22 protein-coding genes and 1 pseudogene are annotated in these 20,108 nt (G+C 31.2%); 7 read left to right on the forward strand and 16 right to left on the reverse strand.

The window, feature by feature from the left end; all coding sequences use genetic code 11:
- Window positions 1–276: pseudogene (locus ACZYT4_RS12895) on the forward strand (ABC transporter ATP-binding protein); the annotation flags it as partial.
- A 97-nt stretch (window positions 277–373) separates the two neighbouring features.
- Here the strand turns inward: ACZYT4_RS12895 and ACZYT4_RS12900 are convergent.
- The gene (locus ACZYT4_RS12900) at window positions 374–2,002 is read right to left on the reverse strand and encodes a glycoside hydrolase family 2 protein (protein ID WP_463786506.1); all 1,629 of its coding nucleotides are present in this window, start codon (window positions 2,000–2,002) and stop codon (window positions 374–376) included.
- Window positions 2,003–2,103: 101 nt separating this feature from the next.
- On the opposite strand from ACZYT4_RS12900, the gene ACZYT4_RS12905 reads away from it, so the two are divergent.
- On the forward strand, window positions 2,104–2,562 hold the full coding sequence (locus ACZYT4_RS12905; RefSeq protein WP_463786453.1) for a GNAT family N-acetyltransferase: 459 nt from the start codon (window positions 2,104–2,106) through the stop codon (window positions 2,560–2,562).
- A gap of 80 nt (window positions 2,563–2,642) precedes the next feature.
- Here the strand turns inward: ACZYT4_RS12905 and ACZYT4_RS12910 are convergent, their stop codons facing one another.
- The gene (locus ACZYT4_RS12910) at window positions 2,643–3,065 is read right to left on the reverse strand and encodes a DUF1893 domain-containing protein (protein WP_463786456.1); all 423 of its coding nucleotides are present in this window, start codon (window positions 3,063–3,065) and stop codon (window positions 2,643–2,645) included.
- Complete coding sequence (locus tag ACZYT4_RS12915) at window positions 3,034–3,588, reverse strand: ECF transporter S component (protein WP_463786460.1); 555 nt, start codon at window positions 3,586–3,588, stop codon at window positions 3,034–3,036. The genes ACZYT4_RS12910 and ACZYT4_RS12915 overlap by 32 nt, the downstream gene beginning before the upstream one ends.
- A 137-nt stretch (window positions 3,589–3,725) precedes the next feature.
- On the opposite strand from ACZYT4_RS12915, the gene ACZYT4_RS12920 reads away from it, so the two are divergent.
- Window positions 3,726–4,346 carry a hypothetical protein gene (locus ACZYT4_RS12920; RefSeq protein ID WP_463786464.1) on the forward strand — a complete coding sequence of 207 codons (621 nt, stop codon included), beginning with the start codon at window positions 3,726–3,728 and terminating at the stop codon, window positions 4,344–4,346.
- A gap of 39 nt (window positions 4,347–4,385) precedes the next feature.
- Here the strand turns inward: ACZYT4_RS12920 and ACZYT4_RS12925 are convergent, their stop codons facing one another.
- Window positions 4,386–5,261, reverse strand: a complete 876-nt coding sequence (locus ACZYT4_RS12925) for an SDR family oxidoreductase (protein ID WP_463786467.1) — start codon at window positions 5,259–5,261, stop codon at window positions 4,386–4,388.
- A 121-nt stretch (window positions 5,262–5,382) separates the two neighbouring features.
- Between ACZYT4_RS12925 and ACZYT4_RS12930 the strand changes: the two genes are divergently transcribed.
- Complete coding sequence (locus ACZYT4_RS12930; protein WP_463786470.1) at window positions 5,383–5,901, forward strand: TetR/AcrR family transcriptional regulator; 519 nt, start codon at window positions 5,383–5,385, stop codon at window positions 5,899–5,901.
- A 25-nt stretch (window positions 5,902–5,926) separates the two neighbouring features.
- Here ACZYT4_RS12930 and ACZYT4_RS12935 read toward each other — a convergent pair whose 3' ends face one another.
- Together ACZYT4_RS12935 and ACZYT4_RS12940 are read right to left on the reverse strand one after the other, a co-directional pair.
- A complete protein-coding gene (locus ACZYT4_RS12935) occupies window positions 5,927–7,210 on the reverse strand; it encodes a PTS sugar transporter subunit IIC (protein ID WP_463786472.1) in 1,284 nt (427 codons plus the stop codon).
- 15 nt (window positions 7,211–7,225) lie between these two features.
- A complete protein-coding gene (locus ACZYT4_RS12940) occupies window positions 7,226–7,837 on the reverse strand; it encodes an AAA family ATPase (protein WP_463786473.1) in 612 nt (203 codons plus the stop codon).
- A gap of 54 nt (window positions 7,838–7,891) precedes the next feature.
- Between ACZYT4_RS12940 and ACZYT4_RS12945 the strand changes: the two genes are divergently transcribed.
- The gene (locus tag ACZYT4_RS12945) at window positions 7,892–8,560 is read left to right on the forward strand and encodes a MurR/RpiR family transcriptional regulator (RefSeq protein WP_463786476.1); all 669 of its coding nucleotides are present in this window, start codon (window positions 7,892–7,894) and stop codon (window positions 8,558–8,560) included.
- Between the two features lie 87 nt (window positions 8,561–8,647).
- On the opposite strand, the gene ACZYT4_RS12950 is transcribed toward ACZYT4_RS12945, so the two are convergent.
- The 8 genes from ACZYT4_RS12950 to ACZYT4_RS12985 form a co-directional block, all read right to left on the reverse strand.
- Window positions 8,648–9,856, reverse strand: coding sequence for an Nramp family divalent metal transporter (locus ACZYT4_RS12950; protein WP_463786478.1), 1,209 nt, complete (start codon window positions 9,854–9,856; stop codon window positions 8,648–8,650).
- Window positions 9,856–10,266 carry a peptide deformylase gene (locus ACZYT4_RS12955; RefSeq protein ID WP_463786480.1) on the reverse strand — a complete coding sequence of 137 codons (411 nt, stop codon included), beginning with the start codon at window positions 10,264–10,266 and terminating at the stop codon, window positions 9,856–9,858. The genes ACZYT4_RS12950 and ACZYT4_RS12955 overlap by 1 nt, the downstream gene beginning before the upstream one ends.
- A gap of 61 nt (window positions 10,267–10,327) precedes the next feature.
- Window positions 10,328–11,653 (reverse strand): MATE family efflux transporter, encoded by a 1,326-nt coding sequence (locus ACZYT4_RS12960; RefSeq protein ID WP_463786483.1) that lies wholly within the window; start codon window positions 11,651–11,653, stop codon window positions 10,328–10,330.
- Between the two features lie 310 nt (window positions 11,654–11,963).
- The gene (locus ACZYT4_RS12965; protein ID WP_463786485.1) at window positions 11,964–12,728 is read right to left on the reverse strand and encodes a C39 family peptidase; all 765 of its coding nucleotides are present in this window, start codon (window positions 12,726–12,728) and stop codon (window positions 11,964–11,966) included.
- A 580-nt stretch (window positions 12,729–13,308) separates the two neighbouring features.
- Window positions 13,309–14,511 (reverse strand): MFS transporter, encoded by a 1,203-nt coding sequence (locus tag ACZYT4_RS12970; protein WP_463786488.1) that lies wholly within the window; start codon window positions 14,509–14,511, stop codon window positions 13,309–13,311.
- 200 nt (window positions 14,512–14,711) lie between these two features.
- On the reverse strand, window positions 14,712–15,257 hold the full coding sequence (locus ACZYT4_RS12975) for a rubredoxin-like domain-containing protein (RefSeq protein WP_463786490.1): 546 nt from the start codon (window positions 15,255–15,257) through the stop codon (window positions 14,712–14,714).
- Window positions 15,258–15,339: 82 nt separating this feature from the next.
- Complete coding sequence (locus ACZYT4_RS12980) at window positions 15,340–16,215, reverse strand: Cof-type HAD-IIB family hydrolase (RefSeq protein WP_463786492.1); 876 nt, start codon at window positions 16,213–16,215, stop codon at window positions 15,340–15,342.
- Window positions 16,216–16,337: 122 nt separating this feature from the next.
- Window positions 16,338–16,952 carry a hypothetical protein gene (locus tag ACZYT4_RS12985; protein WP_463786494.1) on the reverse strand — a complete coding sequence of 205 codons (615 nt, stop codon included), beginning with the start codon at window positions 16,950–16,952 and terminating at the stop codon, window positions 16,338–16,340.
- 168 nt (window positions 16,953–17,120) lie between these two features.
- Here ACZYT4_RS12985 and ACZYT4_RS12990 point away from each other — a divergent pair, with 168 nt between their 5' ends.
- A complete protein-coding gene (locus ACZYT4_RS12990; RefSeq protein ID WP_463786497.1) occupies window positions 17,121–17,672 on the forward strand; it encodes a VanZ family protein in 552 nt (183 codons plus the stop codon).
- Between the two features lie 29 nt (window positions 17,673–17,701).
- Here ACZYT4_RS12990 and ACZYT4_RS12995 read toward each other — a convergent pair whose 3' ends face one another.
- A complete protein-coding gene (locus ACZYT4_RS12995) occupies window positions 17,702–18,595 on the reverse strand; it encodes an ROK family protein (RefSeq protein ID WP_463786499.1) in 894 nt (297 codons plus the stop codon).
- 170 nt (window positions 18,596–18,765) lie between these two features.
- Complete coding sequence (locus tag ACZYT4_RS13000) at window positions 18,766–19,125, reverse strand: winged helix-turn-helix transcriptional regulator (protein ID WP_463786501.1); 360 nt, start codon at window positions 19,123–19,125, stop codon at window positions 18,766–18,768.
- A gap of 132 nt (window positions 19,126–19,257) precedes the next feature.
- Here ACZYT4_RS13000 and ACZYT4_RS13005 point away from each other — a divergent pair, with 132 nt between their 5' ends.
- Entirely contained in the window at window positions 19,258–20,037 is a 780-nt protein-coding gene (locus tag ACZYT4_RS13005; protein WP_463786504.1) for an SDR family NAD(P)-dependent oxidoreductase, read from the forward strand.
- The last annotated feature ends 71 nt before the right edge of the window (window positions 20,038–20,108 follow it).

Here is a 20,108-nt window from a genome sequence, read left to right on the forward strand (position 1 = left end):
TTCACTGGATACTTTTTACTTATTATACTGGACGAACCCACAGCTGCCTTAGATCCTATTTCTGAATCACAAATTTATCATCAATTTGATAAGATTATTGGAAATAAAACAGCGATTTATATTAGTCATAGATTGTCTTCATGTCAATTTTGTGATGAAATCATTGTTTTTGATAAAGGAAAAATTATTCAACAAGGTACACATCAAGAACTGCTTTTAGATAAAGGCGGAAAATATTATGAGATGTGGCATGCACAAGCACAGTATTACTTATAATGCTGTGTTTTTCATATATTAACAATCACTAAAACTATATAAAAAACTCTATAAATTAGACAAATAAAAAGATAAGAAAAAGGAATGAAGCGTGCACTCATTCCTTATTGTTTTCATTCCATTTTTGTTGGAGACGATTTTTAATATCTAACATTCTTTGCTGGTCTACTTTACAGACTTGTCTATCATATGTATATAAACCATTGATTTCATCTTCAATATCTGATAATTGTGTATAAATACAGCCACATAATCCATTTTCAATAGATGGGAAAACCATCTCTTCATACATTTGAACAATTTTATCCGTGAGTTCTTTTTCATTATGTGTTGCTCCATAACCATATGACTTTTTTGCATAAGTGTGATTTTCAATCAAACGACTATACCCTCCACATTCACTTAATAAAATTGGTCTATTCATTTTCTTTTTTATTTTTTTATTTTTAAAATAGACATGTTCACTTTGAACATCACTTAACTTTTGATGAAACCATCCTGATGTTGCATCATAAAAACGAGAGTCATCATAATCTTTACATAATTTGTACATCTCATCAGAACAGACTTGACCCCATCCTTCATTAAAAATTGTATAACCTACGATACATGGATGATTATAGAGATGCTGTAAAGTTTCTAGCATATGCTTTTGAAAAATATATTTTTGTAGTTCATTAACTATGATAGTATCTTTGCGATATTTCAAACCTATATTAGGCAGGACTGTATCCCAAAAATAATGATACTGTCCATTGTTTACATGATCCTGTATAACCAACATTCCTAAACGATCACAAGCATAATAAAAGGCTTCTGGCTCAATCTTAATATGTTTCCTTAAACAGTTAAATCCTAATTGTTTCATTCTTAAAATATCTTTTTCATATTCATTCATCTCTTTAGGCAAGTACAAACCATCATGATAATAACCTTGATCTAAAACACCATGTAAGAAAATAGGTTTTTGATTGAGTAAAATCTTTTGATCTTGAATTTCTATTGTTCTTAAAGCAAAATAACTTTCAACATGATCATCTTCTGTATCAATGTGAATTTGATAGAGATAAGGGTTATCCACATCCCATAGATGTCTTTCTTCCTGTGGAATGATTATATCAATATCCTTTGATTGAAAAGTCTCCTGTAAAATAAGAGAATCTCCTATAATTTTCACTTGATAGTCTTCTGCAGATGTTTCTACATGAAGATGAATACTTTCGAGTGTTGGTGTGATTTTTAAGCTTTGAATGTAATGAGGTTTCACTATTTCAATCCAGACACTCTGCCATATACCAGAAACTGGTGTATACCACATGCCTCCAGATTTCTTTCTCTGCTTACCATAAGGATAAACAGGCGAAAGCTGATCCGTGACTTTCACTTCCAAAAGATTCTCTCCAGTTTTCACAAATGATGTAATATCAAACCAAAATGGTAAATAACCGCCACGATGTTCACCTACACATTGATGATTAACATATACCTTAGCGATTTGATCAACTGCTCCAAAATGTAAATGAATCATCTTATCTTTACTGATTTGTTTTTCATCCAAAACAAATGTTTTCTGATAAAATAACTGATCCTTTATATCTCCCTGATAACTTGATAATGAAGATTGCGGGGGATAGGGCACTTGTATGAATTGATGATTAAGTAGCCATTCACCATCCAAAGATATAAAGTTTTCTCGATATAACTGAGGGCGTGGATAATTATACATATTTTTCACACTATACAACTCCTTCTCACTCCTATTATATAATAGAAGTCCTTAAGCTCAAGTATTTTTGTGTTATAATAATCAATAACGAGGTGAAAACAATGGAATACAGACAAGATCCTAAAGAACATCATGATCAGATTGTTCAATTAATTAAAGAATACATACAAGAGCTTCATAGAAATTTAGATTTTCAAAATATTGAGCAAGAATATGATGATTTATCTCAAAAATATTTACCACCCCATGGACATCTGATTGTCGCTTATCATCAGAACAAAGCCATTGGTTGTGTGGCTTTACATAAACACAATCAGACACGTTGTGAGATGAAAAGATTATTTGTGAAAAAGGAATATCGTCATCTCCAAATTGGATATCAACTCATTCAAAAAATCATATCCTTAGCTCAAAAGGATGGATATCAGGAAATGGTTCTTGATACAATTTTACCTTTACAGAAGGCTATACGTCTTTATCATCATTTTGGATTTTATGAAATTGATGCTTATTATGATAATCCTATGGATGATGTCGTTTATATGAAAAAAGACTTATAAAAAAGCATCCTGATTATGAATGACCCCAAAAGTTGATGAATTCAACTTTTGAAGGTCAGTTCATCATATCAAGATGCATTTTACTTTGACATTAATTCTTTTTGTTTATTTTTCAAGGCTTCAAAAGCCTCATCTAAATCTGTCATTTCATAAACAGTTTTTTCCATAGGACACATTCCATCATGTGTTCTATTAATAATATAAGGTACTGTTTCTTCATAACCATATTCAATATCATACAGATCAAATATCTCTTTGGCTTTCTCACTCATCACATAGGCATATACATATTGAACCTTTGATAAGACTAATAACATCGCAGTTGCTTTGCCTATCACTCTATCGACCACTATCGCATCTTCAAAAAAGTGCTGATTCTCTTTCATTGGATTCAGTATCGGTCCTATCCCATGAAGATGTGATTCATAGATTTCTCCTTTGACTTTCGCAACTAACGTTGCTTCATCTTCCTTAAGCTTTTCTTTCAACTGCTGCAAATTCATCAAAATAGCCTCCTTTGATAATGGCCATGACAACAGTAGGTACAAATATCAGCTGAATGATAATACCTGGTATTCCTGTTGTCGTTGCTGCAATGACTGCTGGCAATCCTCCTAAAGGAATATTGAACAGATAAGTTGCAATGGAAATCACAATACCATAAACAACTCTTCCTGCCAGCATGGAAATAACTAAAGCTGACAGAGCTCCCCATTTCTTTTGAGCGAAATGGAACTGATGAAATAGCAATCCACTGACTGTTCCATAAGTTGCCAGTTCGCACATCATAAATAAGACACGGTCTGCACTAGGCATACCTGTCACAACAAAACTTGTTAGTGGCGCAAAGATTCCTAAAAACAATCCATAAATAGGACCCAATAATAAACCACCAATAAAAACAGGAATATGCATAGGTAAAAAGACAGACCCTGCCTGCTGCATACCAATCATATGGAAAGCCTGTGGTAATAATAAAGATAAGGCCAGGCACATAGCTCCAAAGGTTAATTTCTTTGTTTTCAATTCAATCCCTCCTATTCTCATTATCTATATATTAACGCTAAAGTTAGGTTTAGAGTCAATGATTATTTGAAAATAATTTTATGAAAACATTTTCCTTTTTTCTTTTTTGTGCTATACTCCATTTTTGAGGTGAGGTTATGAAAAGATTATGTGAATATATTGAAACAATTCATCAAAGTGATGTCAAGAATTATGTTGAAAAAATGAATTATAATGAAGAGATGGCATTAATGATATATGATGGTCTTGCACATTTGAAAACTTTAACACCTGTGTATAATGAAAATGTGATCTTTTCTTTGTATGGTGATACTCTTTTTGTTCAACCAACACAAGATCAGCCATTTATTCTTAAAAAAGAAGAACGTGTCTTTTATAGCCCATTATGTTTTGTTGAAAAAATGGATTTGACTCAGCAATTCACTTTAAATTCCATGTCTCAACAGCAAGCTTTAGGTGCTTATGTTGTTGTGGATTTAGATTATGATTTTAAACATATGATACTTCTTATTGTGGATACAATATTTAATTATTTTAAAAATCATATTCAAAATCAAATTCATCAAGCTATTAATGATTTACAAAACCAGTTTCCCCAAGCTGTTATCTCTACAGTTAATGTCATTGCTGATGATCAAATACCTCAAGACAATCAGATTCAACAAATGGAATCAGAAATCATTGAAAAGCAAGTACATATCAATCAAGCGTTTGAACAAAAGACAAAAGAATATTATCAAAGTATTTTATATAGTTAGAAAAAATACTAAACATAGGCGAACCTATGTCTAGTATTTTTATTTTTGCATATTTTTCATATATTCTAAAATACCTTTTAATGAAATGACTTGCTCTACTGTTTTCAAACCTGCCACTTCTTCACTTGTTTGCGCATAATCAACAATTAAATGTTCTCCTGAAATATATGAAGCCATATCACTATTTAAGAAAACAACTGGCATAGCCATTTCTTCACTGGTTGCTAAACGTCCTGCATAACCACAATGTGCAAGAAGTCCTTCTTCTCCACCAGCCATTTGTGTAAATTCATCTTTCATTCCAGTATCTGTTGATCCAGGTAAAACTGCATTCACACGAATACCTTGAGAAGCAAAAGTCTGCTGCAATTGTACTGTATAATAGTTCATTGCCAATTTACTAAATGGATATCCCATTGTTCCTGGCATTTGTGTCATGCCTGTTTGTTCTAATGCCTGAAGGCTTTCTTCCCAACCTTTAGCCTGAAGTACTGGTAAGAAAACATCTTTATTATCATCTCTTTCCCAACCATTTCCTCCAGTTGACGTAATAAATGCGATACTATCTCCTTTTTGCATTCTTTTTGTTAAGAATTCTTCACAAATATACTTATTTGCTAATAAATCAATCTTACAAGTTGTGATAAAATCATTTTTTGATCCTGATACTCCAGCAATTCCAAAGAAAGAATGAATATGATCTGGAAGATTTTCAAACGCCTGATCAATAGATTCTTTTTGACTCAAGTCTACATGAATATATTGTGTGATACCATCTACTTTAACTTCCTGCCAATCCAATGCATAAACCTTTGCTCCTAAGTCTACCAACATTTCTGTTGTTGCTTTTCCCATACCAGATGCCGCTCCAGTGACAACTGCAACTTTGTCTTTATATCCAAAATAATCTTTCATATATAACGCCTCCTTTTTTATAATATAAATCTTTCTTTTGGGCTTATCAATCCGTTATAGAAAATAAGGACAAACTTATCTTTTTTGTTTGGATTTGTTATAATGAAAATAGGTGATTCATATGAATAAATCAGAATATTCTAAAAAGCAAATAACAACAGCATTGATTGAAATGCTTCAAACAGTATCTCTTGATCAAATCACAATTACATCTTTGGTTACAAAGGCAAAAGTATCTAGAAATGCCTTTTATAATAACTATCACTCTATCGAAGACATCTTAAAAGAAGTCTACCGTCAGGCACACCAAAAAACCTTTCAAAATAAATATAAAGATATTCACTATTTTACAAGTGATGAAGCCATACAAGATTTTATTTCGTTCTTTGATGAAAATACACAATTGTTATTAGCGTTAAACAAATGGGGCTTATTACCTTATATTTCTAAATATAATACACAATCTGTTTTACAAAGCCTTAATCATGAAAATCACTTTATTCAAAGTCATAAGGAATATTTTATGATTTATTATACTATTCCTTATTTTAATATATGTTATTATTGGATTTTGTCAGGAAAGAAAGAAACAGCATCGGAATTATTTCAGATTATTAAAACAATTCAAAATTATGCATAAAAAAATAGTCTAAACAGACTATTTTTTACGCATCAACACCCTCTTTTTGAGCAATTGATTTTTCATAAACTTTAAAGAAAGGATAATATACTGCCATACTAATCACAATCAGTACACACATAAAAATAACATTTCTTATATCAAGCGCTGATAAGAAACCTTGCGCAAAGAATGGTGTAAATGATGGATCAACAATATATCCCATACTTACCAATCCAAGACTTTGAACAAGATATCCTAACCCAATAGAAATACATGGCATTAAAACAAAAGGAATTGCTAAAACTGGGTTTAATACAATCGGTGCTCCAAAAATAACAGGTTCATTAATTCCACAAATACCTGGTACTAGACTTAAACGTCCAATTGTTTTGAGATGTTTCACATGTGAGAAACACATTAATAAGACAAGACCTAGAGTGTTTCCTCCACCACCTAATACAGCGTATCTATACATCTGTAGGTTCATGATATTTTCTGCGTGTTGTCCAGCATTGACTAAATCAGCATTAAGACCAGAGTTGGTAATTCCTAATGTGAATACAATTGGGAAAATAATAGATGATCCGTTAATACCGAATAACCATAAAATATTAGAAAAGGCAAAGATACCCATATAAGCCCAAACATTATCAACACCTGAAATAGCTGGTGTTAAAATACTCATGACAAACTGTGGTAATGATTGACCACTGACTCCCATTAAAACAAGATTTAAACCATAGATAATAATAATATTTGCAGCTAATGGTAATAATGAATTCACAAAGTTTGTAACTGCAGTTGGTACACTCTCTGGAAATGTAAAGACCATTTTATTTCCAACAACACGACAAATTTCAACTGAAATCAAACCGATAATTAAAGCGACAAATAAACCATCTGCTCCTAAATAAGTCATAGATAATTGTCCATCTGTGACAGGTGCAGAAATCATTAAAAATACACACATAGAAATAATGCCATTGATAGCAGGTTTCATTTGATAAGTTTCTGCTAATGAATAAGCAACTCCAAAAGCTGTTACCAACCCAATCAATCCCATTGTCATTGTATAAGGAATGGTAATGGTATTATAATTGGCTACTGCCCATTGTTTCCAGGCAATCATAGCTTTTAAAAAGATATTTCCTGTATTCATATCCACGATATCCAAATTAATTGGTGGATTCGCGATAATCAAAAATATTGACCCTACAACAATTAATGCAAGTGACATCATCATCCCATTAGAGATAGCCTGTAAGTGTCTTTGATTCCCTAGCTTATTTCCTAATGGTGATAATAATTGTTCTAATCGACTAATCATTTTTTACTCTCCCTTTTAAAATTGCCATCCATTAAATGTAAATGCTGTATCAGTTACATTTTCTGGATCATATTCTTCTAATATTTTTGCATATCGTTCTTTATAATCATTATCAACTTCTTTTTGTGGATAAACTTTACTAGCCTCATTTAAGAAATGAAATGAATCTCTTCCCATCGCCTGTCCACGTTGTGTATGCTTATCTAATGCATAATCAGGAATTTCTGGTAATTTCCCCATTGCAAAAGATTTAATACAGATATTTTTCAATAAATCACTTGAACGATCTTTTTCAGATTGACACATATATCTAATAGCATGAATAAAATAGATAGGTCTATCTCCATCAGCATAATCAAATTCTCTGCTCATCTGATATAAATTGTTCACAACAATAGCTGCCATTGGATTCCCCATTCCAATGTCTTCTACTGAAATTGTTAATAATCTTCTCCATAATTTTTCTTCTAACTGTGGTGATGAGATATATAATTCATATGCGAACATACAAGCCTGTTCTTCTAAACCTCTACGGATAGATTTCTGTAAAGCAGAAATCACTTCATCACCTGCATAGCCATTTCTTGTTGTAATTTTTGACCATGGATCATACATTTTTTTTGCCATTAAATTCTTGCTCCTTTCTTTTGAATATGACATAATTGTTTTGGAGGTGTTTTCATGAATATTTTACATTTATCCGAAAAATATGAACTTAATGATCTTGAAAAACAAATTGTTGCCTATATCCAAGAACATCTTCCTGAACTCAAGTCAATTGGTATACGTCAAATGGCAAAAGATAATTATACAAGTACATCAACCATTTATAAACTCTGTAATAAATTTGGTTTTGATGGCTATAGTGATATGATTTATCATCTGACATCTACCAAGGATAATGAAACTATCGACTTACATCAGCAGTATCGTTCTTTTCGTGACAAATTCCAAGATTTGCTTCAAGATCGTTCTAGACGCATTATTGTCTTTGGACTAGGTTTTTCTGCACCCATTGCTGAATATATGCAACAGCGCTTAACCCTTTTAGGCTATCAAGCCATGTGTGTTGTTCATATGGAAATGTTTAGTCAACATTTTTTTGATAATACAATCTTTATGGTTGTCTCCTATTCAGGTCAAACACCACGCTTAAATGAAATTATTGAAACAGCTTATCATAATCATGTTTCCATTATCAGCTTCCTAGGAAATCCCCATTCCCCAATCACAAAACTCTCTTCATTGCCAATTGTCATAGGACATTATGATTCATTTTCTCATGATATGAATCATCCCAACACCTTTTTTGGTGAAGCTATCATTGCTTTTGAAACACTCTTATTTTAAAGCCGACAATATTATACAAATATCTAGAATGAAATTATATTGCTTTAAACGACAAAAAAACATGTTATAGAATTTATAACATGTTTTTTATAATAATTTCATCATATTTTGAATACATAAAGCAATTGTTATCAATAAAACAAGACTACCTGCAATGTTACTTAAAAAATGATTTCGATATTGACCTAATTGCTGACTATTCATACAATACATTAAGAAAATAACCATAATTGGTAAAATAACAGCATTGGCAACCTGTGCAATTAAAATCAATTCTGTCGGTGTTGACTGATTCACTAAGATGAAAATCATACCTGCCAAAATGACAATCAGCCAAATCAAACGAAATTTTGTTGATTTCATATCTTGCTTAATCCCCAAAACACCACAAGTTGCATATGCTGCAGCAAGTGGTGCTGTAATTGTTGAGGTCAATCCCGCAGCAAATAATCCTATACTGACCAAATAACTTGCAGCTTGTCCTAAAACCGGCTGCAGAGCTAGAGATAAATCACTGGCATTTTGAATAGTCACACCGGCACAATTGGTTGCTGAAACAATGACAATACACATCGAAACAATCCCACCTAAACTAATAGATAAAATTGTATCAATGCGTGCATCGCTCAAATCTTTTTCGTTTTGCCATCTTTGCGCTGCACTGGAAGAATGTAAAAAAAGATTATAAGGAACAACTGTTGTTCCTACAAGACCTACAGCATTGAGCCAGTTGACATCTTGAAAGCTAGGAAGGAATCCACTGAGCACTTTTCCCCAATCAGGCTGAGACAGAAAAGTTGTAATAATAAAAGTAAATGCCATTACAAAAACCAAAGCTGTCAAAAACTTCTCGATATATTGATAGCTACCAGAAAAAAGCAATATCATGGCTATTATTCCCATAATAATAGCTATAATATTTAACGGGATATCAGGTAGCATGACTGCAATCCCCATTGCTCCACCAGTCATATTACCAGTTTCATATGCAATATTTCCTATAAAAATAGCAACCACAACAATCAATGATACAATCATTCTCATTGCTTTGTTTGATATTTTTTCACGAATATTTTCTCCTAGTCCTTTATGAGTAATAATACCCAGTCTAGCTGCCATTTCCTGAAAAACAATAGTCGCTACTGTCGCAAATAACAGAACCCATAATAAAGTATAGCCATAACTCGCTCCAGATGTTGAACAAACAGTAATCGTTCCTGGTCCAATAAACGCAGCAACAACAATCGCTCCTGGTCCAATATTTTTTAATCTGTATAACCAATTTTTCTTTTTCATTAAATCAAAATCCCCTGACAATGATCTATTTCATGTTGAATAATCTGTGCTGTTTGTTTTTCAAACGTTTTGATTTTTGGACGAAAATCCTGATCTAAATATTTGACCTTGATTTTTTCATAACGTTTTGTCTCTTTAAGTCCCTCATGACATAGACATCCTTCCTGACAGGTATAGAGTGGTTTATGTGTCTGTACTATTTCTGGATTAATCAGCACGAGGTATTGTTTTCCATCATCGACAACAATGATATTTTTGAGTTCACCTATCATATTAGCTGCAATACCAACACAAGTTTTATGAGCTTGAATCGTGTCTAATAAATCTTGTACAATGGATAAATCTTCTTTGGTTGCATCCATAGATTTCTGTTGTAAAAAAAATTGATCTTTGACAATATCTTTAATCATATGATCGCCTCTTTTCTATTATCATTATTGTATAAAAAAAATCTTCTTATCACAAGAAGATTTAAATGACTCTAAATTTTGTCCATTTTTTTGAACGAAAACGGATATAAAAGATAATACCTCTAATCGTCCAATCCAGACACATCGCAAAGGCTATACCAATGACACCCATATTGAGTCCAATCGCAAAAATTAATGAAAAAATCAATCTTCCAAAAACAGTTGAAGCAATAGACACAATCATTGTATATTTGACATCTCCAGCCGCACGTAACCCATTGGATAAAGGTCCAGAGAATGGAAAAGCGACAGTATTAAAAATATTATGAATTAATACAAGAATAATGACCAATTGTCGCGTTTCTTCTGATACTTGATAAAATTGCATGAAAATTGGTGTGATGATAAAAATGATTACATTCCAAATAATAGATAAAACAAGCGTCAATTTCATAAGCTTACGAAAATAATGTTCTGCTTCTTTAACTTGATTCGCTCCCATACACTGACCGATCACAGTAATAAAAACTGGACCCATTGCTGAACCAATAAGCGCTGCTAGAGACCAAATACTTTGAGCAATGCCATTAGCTGCAATCTGATAAGTACCAAATAATGCTACAACACTACTTAAAGCAACTTTAACAAGTTGAAAAATACCATTTTCTACACCATTTGGAATGGCAATATTTAAAATTCTTTTTAACATAGGGCTATCCCATTTCAAAATCCATTCTTTGCTGTAATGAGCAAAGCGACTTTTTGAAAAACAAAGAACTGTAATGGCTATAGCAGAAAATGCTCTAGCAATTAAAGATGGATAGGCAACTCCAGCGACACCAGCATGGAAAACAAAGACTCCTATCAAATTACCAACCACATTAATAACGTTTGAAATCAGTGAAATATACATAGTTGTACTGGTTTTACCAAGACTACGATAAAGTGCAGCTCCAGCATTATAAATAGCCAGTGCTGGATAAGAATATGCCGATATTCTTAAATATGTCACACAGGCTTCCATAACAGAATTTTCAACTCTCCCAAATAAAAGAGTTAATAAGGAACGATTAAAAATAAGTGTTACAACCGCTATAACAATAGAAAATAAAGTAGAAAACATCAATAATTGACTAGATGATTTCACTGTATTTTTTTGATCGTCACACCCAATATATTGGCTGATGACAACTGCTCCCCCTGAAGCCAATGCAGTAAAAAGATAAATGAAAATTGTATTAAACATATTGACTAATGAGACTCCTGATACTGCTGCCTCTCCTACAAAACTTACTACAAACGTATCAGCAATACCTACAAGCATAACTAATAATTGTTCAAAAAAAAGAGGAACAATCATTTCTTTTAATGCACGATTTGAAAACATATCCACACCATCCTTTGACTTTTTTATTATATAAAAGTCTTTTTTCAATGTCTAATACTTATAATCTATCAATTATAATGCTTACTAAGCATTATTTGAGATGATAAATAAAGATAAAACAATAATCTCATAACCAACACTAAAAGCTTCTTATTAAACAAATTTATTTATCATTTTTCACTTCTTACCAATAAAACACTCACTTTCTATTCATATTGTTTCAATATAGTTCAATTCTCTTGTCTATTAAAAAGTAGTCTTATATTTAAATATACAAGACTACAACTTTAAAGTATCCAAAACTAATGTTTTATTTAGGTTCTACAGCAATAAACAGATAATCTCTTTCATCAATTTGATAATTTTTTTCGAAGAAATCATACATTGTCCAATTATAATAGAAACGTTCAGCTGGAATGATTCCATAGCCATCTTGATTATGATCAGTCGTATCATAAGAATCAGCAACTATAATCACATCATCTTGCACTGTTTCTGTATTCATATCATCATATCCAATAATTGTCTGCCAATGTCCACCCCAGTCATTCCATGCGACAATGACAGGTATACCTTTTTCTAAATATTGACGAATCATATCTAGATTGATTTTCTCGCTTGCTTCTTCTTTTGTATAATCATATGTAGAATGAATCTCCATACCACCAACACCTTCAAAAATTTTAATCATTGACTCTAAACTTGTTGCTTCTTCTGACAAGCCATTTGTTCGAAACTGCGCAAGTGATTCTTCTGTATGATTCCCTAATTTACCATAATAATTGAGTACCATTAATGTACTGTCTACCCCACAACTCCATTCTGAAGATTGCTGTAATGTTTGAAAATGACTTAAAATAGTCAATGAATCCGTAGATTCCATATTATAAAAATCAGGATGTGCATAATACATAGAGTCTTCATGATCTCCTTGTCTTTCTACACTATCCGCTCCATCTTTTTTTGATAAATCAATAGGATTATCTATTTTCATTTCATCACTCATATTCACTTTATGAGAGCTACATCCTACTAAAATCCCTACAGATAATAACATTAAAAATAATTTTTTCATTAAAATACTCCTTTCTTTTTAAGAGCACTTGTAACTACTGATTGTTTTGATTGTATTCAATTTTTATCAGATTCATTGAGCTTTATATAGCATATTGCTTTTAATACTCTTATTGATTCTACAAGTATACGCTCATAAAACTGGGCTTCTAACCCACAATAAGACTTCTTCAGTCATAAAATCGGCATTGACCTGCTGACCGTCAGCGTATTTCAAAGGGTCGATTTTATCTTCAATACACCATATATTCTTCTATCTCAATAAATCCCTCCAATCACAAAATATGTCCAACATTATACCATAATCACATAATTTCACAATAAGTATTTATAACTTTTATAAATAATCTTTTTTTCTTTGATATGTTTTAAAGCATTCAAGATATCAAATATTTATATCCATAAAATTATTATTAATCCTGACATCTTCTTTCTATATATCAATTTTCAGATAAGATATTATCTTCATTATTGTAGATAACTCATATTTTTTAAATTATCATCAAAAAAAGCAGTTCAAATCAGTATATTGACTGAATGAAACTGCTTATAATCCTCTCATTACGATTACGTATGATAATTTATTCAATAACAGTTTTTTTCTTTTCAATAGATAAGAAAACAATCAAAGCACCTATAACAGACACTGCAACTCCTATCATCAATAAATCATGAACTCCAACAGCATCAAGTAAAATACCACCAGCAAAATTAGCAATAATTCCACTTGCTGTAATTCCTACAGTTACCATAGATTGTCCTTTAACCAAATCAGCTTTCGAAATGACTTCATTAACATAATAAACACTTGCTGGAATAAAGATAGCATAGGCACCAATTTGTAAAACCTGTGCGACATAAATCATAAAAATATCTGTCGCTAAAAAAGTCAATAAATGTTTTGCGGCGAAAACAACTGCAGAAATTTTTAAGAATGTTGCACAATCTATTTTCTTTCTAATCACATTAAACATAGCCATGGCTGGTAATTCTACAATGGCAGCAATAAAAACAGCAATTCCCATCTGACTTTCTGTTCCACCAATAGGTGTAATAACTTGAATGAAGAAGTTATTGATGATGGTATGTGTAAAGAACACCAAAACAACTCCCACAACAAAGACCATGAACTTTTTATACATAGCACAGAACTTAAAGAAAGATAGCTGTTCCTGTTCAGTTTCTTCTTGTTGTTGATCTGTGGCCTGTATTTCTTTTTGCTGATTTTTTGGAATGACATATGTATAAACAACCAAAATCAATAATATATTCCCTATAATATAAAACAATGGAATAGCACTTGTTCCAAAATCTTCTACAAGATAACCTAAAACAGCTGAAGCTAACGCATAAGCAGCACTTCCTAATCCTCTCGCTAAACCATAATTAATATGAATACCATATTTTTCAAAAAGGAATGCCATAGAATTAAATAAAGGCTGAATCGTCATCATACATGTGACAATACCAACAAAGACACATAATAAAATCATTGTTTGTAATTTAAAGAAGTACAGACACAATGATAAAGCCACTGTAACAATCAATATAATATTAACTAATGTCTGTAACTTTATCGTTTTTTTATCTACTGCAGAAGCAGCGACTGGCTGTGTAAAAACAGCAATGATACTCACAAGTGCCAGAGTTGTTCCGATTAATGAGTTAGATACACCTTGATCTAACAAGTAAACAGATGCATAGCCCATCAATGCACTATATGAGGCAAAATACAGAATTTGTGTCAATGAATATTTCACATCTAAAATTCCTGTTTTTTTCACACACTTTCTCCTCCCGTATCATATTTTTATCAGATAAACATATTATATGATAGATTGAATTCAAATCACAAGATAAATAGTAAATCTTATAAAAAATTTATTTCTGCTTTTATCTTGTAAGTACATTTTTCAAACAGCAAATTCTAGATGCTTTCTCATACTATTTTTTTGCAATTAAAAAACGCCTATTGGCGTTTTTTCTATTCTCCAAAATATCTTTTTAATAATCCTGCAAATGCTTTTCCATGTCTAGCTTCATCTCTAGCCATTTCATGAACTGTATCATGGATTGCGTCTAAGTTAGCTTCTTTAGCACGTTTAGCTAAATCAACTTTTCCAGCAGTTGCTCCATTTTCAGCTTCTACACGCATTTCAAGATTTTTCTTAGTAGAATCAGTAACAACTTCTCCTAATAATTCTGCAAATTTAGCAGCATGTTCTGCTTCTTCCCAAGCAGCTTTTTCATAATATAATCCAACTTCTGGATATCCTTCACGATGAGCTACACGAGCCATTGCTAAATACATACCTACTTCTGAACATTCACCTTCAAAGTTAGCACGTAAATCTTTAATAATATCTTCACTTACACCTTGTGCTACACCAACAACATGTTCAGCTGCCCATGTCATTTCACCACTTTGTTCTACGAATTTATCAGCACCTACACCACAAACTGGACATTTTTCTGGTGCTGCATCTCCTTCATAAACATAACCACAAACTGTACATACAAATTTTGCCATAATAATTCCTCCTATTCATCATGGATAACTTTATCCATTAAAATGATACTCAATATTTGATATTTCGTCAACTTTATTGCATTTAAATTTTTAAAATTTCTTTTTGTTTTAAGATTTCTATACCTTCAAAAACCGCACCATTTTCACAAGTACTAGAAAGCTGATAATGTGCTGCCATTTTTGCAGAATTTGAAGCATTAGCTGGCGCAAAAGAGTATGGGAATAAAGCCAGCATATCTTTATCATTCTCACCGTCACCAAATACCGCTACCTCATCATAAGCATATCCTTTTTCTTTGATGACTTTATCTAAAAGCTTTCCTTTACTTGTCTGAGAGCTAGTAATTTCAATATTATCTTCATAAGATGATGAAATATTTAAACCATCAATATTTAATTGTTGTTTAACTCCTTGAATTAAATAAGCATCTAAATGTCTTGCATCTATTTTTAAAACTTTGATTCCTTGTTTTATGATTTCATCAGCATCTTTTGCATAATGAAAATCTCTTAAATAACCTTCTTTTGTCGTAAACGTTTTTTGAGGTAATGACTCCTGATAATCAGGAGAAGCAAGTAATAATTTATAATGATAATCCCAGAATTCTTCTTGATTAACAAATGAATATTTTCCATGATCTGTATGAATAGCCAATAAATACCCATATGATGATAAAATATGAGCTATTTTTTTAAAGGCTTCATAATTCATTGGATATATATGATTAAATGTCTGTCGACGATTACAATATTGTGTTCCATTATTTAATATCAAGTCACAATCCAATTGATAATGATCTAAAAAATCTATAACCATATTGATATCTCTTCCTGTCGCAATAATAAATTCTATTCCATTTTCAATACATCTTTTTAAGCTTTGATATGTTTTTTCCTCAATGGAATCATCTTTTCTCATCAATGTCCCATCCAAATCACATACAATACATTTAATCATAAATAATCCTCCTACATTTTCTTGTTCCATTATAACAATTCATTATCTCAAACTATAACTTTTTCCGTAATAGAAAAACTATTGAGTTACCTCAATAGCTTGTAGTTATTTTTTATATTTTTTTATTCTATTTTAGAAATCAACCAATTATCTCCATCAGAGACTAAAGTAAACTTAATCTGATATTCTTCACTATCTTTTACTGCTTTACATTCTTTAGTTATTTCTTCAAAAGCCGTAGGTGCTATATCACTAAATGCTTTTTTTATCATTTCATCTTCTGATTCATAAGTTTTGAGTTCATCAATATGCTCCTTTTGATAATCTGTTAGTATTTTTGTCAAAATGTCTTCAAAATTAACATTATCATAATTTTTTATCTCAGCATTCGTAGTAACAACATAGTTTTCTCCATCTTCATCAACACTTTCAATTTCATAAGAAACTATAAAATCGCTTAATATAGCTTTCATATATTTATTAAATTCATCAACAAAAGTTTGACCATAAGTATCTACATCTTGAAATTCGTCAGTTTGTGATATGGAAGATATCAAATCTTCAACATCACTATTATCCTCTGTACAAATTGTTGAAATCTTATCCATGTCTCCAGCTTTCAAGTACTCAAAGAAATTTGTAACAACAGCTTCCTGTTTTTCAGTAGAACCACCACTGCAGGCAACAATTCCCGTAACCATCAACAGGCAGATAGCTATCTTTAAAAATTTTTTCATGATTTTCCCTCCTTATTATTAACTATAGTATATCATATTCCTTCTTATTTTATTAATTTCTTCACATATTATGCCATTTTTCACCATAAAATAAATTATAATACAATATTTACTTTCAGTATGCTTTTTGTTAAAATAAATTTCAACACATTTTATGAGGTGAGTACTTTGTTTATTGTTTCAAAAACTTGGTCCTTTGCTGTATGGATTCAATTTATTATAGAAGCCTTTCTTTTTATTAAAATTTATTACCACACTATATATCTAAAATATAATCATTTCAAACGTTTTTATTTCACTTTATTTTATTTTTATATTGTTGCTATTCTCTTTGTGACTTTATTACCCCTTGACTTTCAAGATTTTCAAATAGGAAACTGGTGGTATTTTTCATATAATAATTTTACTATTCCTTTTCGTGATATTATTAATCAATATGGTGGTGCTGTAAGAGGGGTTATATTAAATACAATTATGTTTATACCATTTGGTTTATTGTTTCCAATATGTTTTCAATGTCGTTTTATAAAAACAGCTTCCATTGGTTTATTATCTATTTTGAGTATTGAAACATTACAAATGTTATTTTCTTTATTTTGTATTGGTTATAGAACCTTTGATATTACTGATATTATTACCAATTTTATTGGTGTTTGTATTGGATACATTTTATATAAAATATTTTCTGTATTAAAAAACAATGTTTTGATTAAAATATGATTAAAATCTAAAACATTGTTTTTTTTCTATTATTTAAAAGTTTGAATATGTTGATATAATGCTCCAATTAGGTTCGCATCATTACGATAATGACAAGGAACAATTTCTGGTCTATAAACTTCAAATCCTAAATGATCAAAAATATCATCAAAATGTTTATTAATGAGTTCAATTAATAATGGTTGGGCACTGATTCCTCCACCAATCGCCACTTTTTCACAATCAAAAATAATATGCACATTAAAAATTTGAGTTGCGACTTCTTTACAGAATTGACTAATACCTTCAATAACTTTTTCATTACCTTGATTGGCCATATCAAAGATTTCAATACCAGTATATTCCTGATCAGTTCCTAATGACTCTTGAACTCTTTCCAATAATCCCTTGATACCTGTTCTTGTTGACCAAGCAAAGTCCCATGAGATATTATCCAGGCAGTTTGTTTTCACAAAAGAGAATTCTCCAGCACTAAAATGTCTTCCTGTATGAACTTTATGGTCTTTAATCAGGCATCCACCAATACCTGTTCCCAAAATAACAACAGCTCCATCTTGAATATCTTGTAAATTCCCATAACCTATTTCAGCATTAGCCGCACATTTTGCATCATTACCAATAGTAATAGGTGTTGGACATCGTTTTTGTAATATTTCAACAACATTCATTTTTGAAATATATAAAAGAGCCCCTCCAGTATAAGCATAGCCTTTATCAGGATCAATAATACCTGGCATTGAAATAGCCATTCCGGCTATATTGTCTTTATATTGATCATAAATTTGTCCAATTGTTTCTACAAAATGATCCATTGTATCCATTGGAGTAGGAACACTTGATTTTTCCAGAATATTTAAATCTTCTTGAATTAAGGCATATTTTATTGCACTTCCTCCAACATCTAGCGTCAAATATGTTTTCATGATTACTTCTCTCCTTATTATAGACTCTAATATTTATTATAAATTGTTTTATATAAATAGACAAATGAATTATTGTCTTTGTCGACTCTGTATATAAACAGCTCCCATAAAAAAGATTCCTACATTTTTAAGATAAGATGCTTTTTAATAGTTAAAATACATAAAAAACATCATAATGAGTTCTCATCATGATGTTCTTTGATACGATTTTCTTCACCCCAGACACATAACTGATCTAACACTTTCATAAGTGATAGTCCTCGCTCTGTTAATGAATATTCTACTTTAGGAGGAATCTGAGGATAAACCTCTCTGTATATGAGCTGATCCTTTTCTAATTCTTTTAAGTTCTGACTAAGTGTCTTGTCAGATATTTTTTTGATATATCTTTTTAATTCGTTAAATCTGACAGTATGATATTCCATTAAACAATATAAGATAATCATCTTATACTTACCAGATATTAATGATAAGGTATAACTAAAACCAGTATCTTCAAAATTTGCATTTTCAATATAATTTTTAATCATAACTCTCTCCTAAGATAGTACATTACTCAAATATAGGTACTTGTTTTTATGTCTACAAGTATTATAATAAAATGACAGTTATAAGACAATACAAAGAAAGATAAAAAACATGAAAAGATTGGTGGTTATGAAATGAAAGCATTGATTACAGGAGCTTCATCAGGAATTGGGAAAGCTATTGCTATAGAATTAAGCCTTCAGGGATATGATTTAATTTTAGTTGCTAGAAACATTCAAAAATTAAATGAACTCAAAAATCAAATCAATACACATGTAGAAGTGATTGGTATGGATATTTCGAAAGAAGAAAACTGCTATGATTTATATCAAAATCATAAAGATGTTGATATTCTTGTTAATGATGCCGGATTAGGGGATTGTGGTCATTTTGATCAAACATCTTTAGAAAAAGATATTCAAATCATTCATACGAATATAATTGGTCTGCACACACTGACAAAACTTTATCTACAGAATATGAAAGAAAAAGATAGTGGAATCATTCTCAACGTTGCCTCTATTGGTGGATTTATGCCTGGTCCCCTGATGGCCACATATTATGCTTCTAAAGCCTATGTCGTGAGATTATCAGAAGCTATAAGAGAAGAATTAAAAAAAGAAAAATCAGATGTTCAAATCAGTCTTTTATGCCCTGGTCCAGTAAATACGCATTTTAATCAAGTCGCGAATGTTCAATTTTCATTAGATGGACTAAGCAGTGAATATGTTGCCAGAATAACAATCAAACGATTGTTCAAAGGAAAATTCTATATCATTCCTGGATGGAAAATAAAGATTGCAAAATTGGCAGTCAAAATAGCACCAACATCACTTGTTTCTCACTTTGTCTATCGAATACAAAAACAAAAAATCATAACCACGCCTAAAAGACGTGGTATGTACAGGCCCTAGAAGGGCACTTTGTTGTGGAGGTCTTCACCTGTCGAAGCTTGACAGCCGCAACTGCCTTTACTGGCTAGCCT

The sequence above is a fragment of the Massilimicrobiota sp. mt181 genome, from assembly GCF_055420065.1.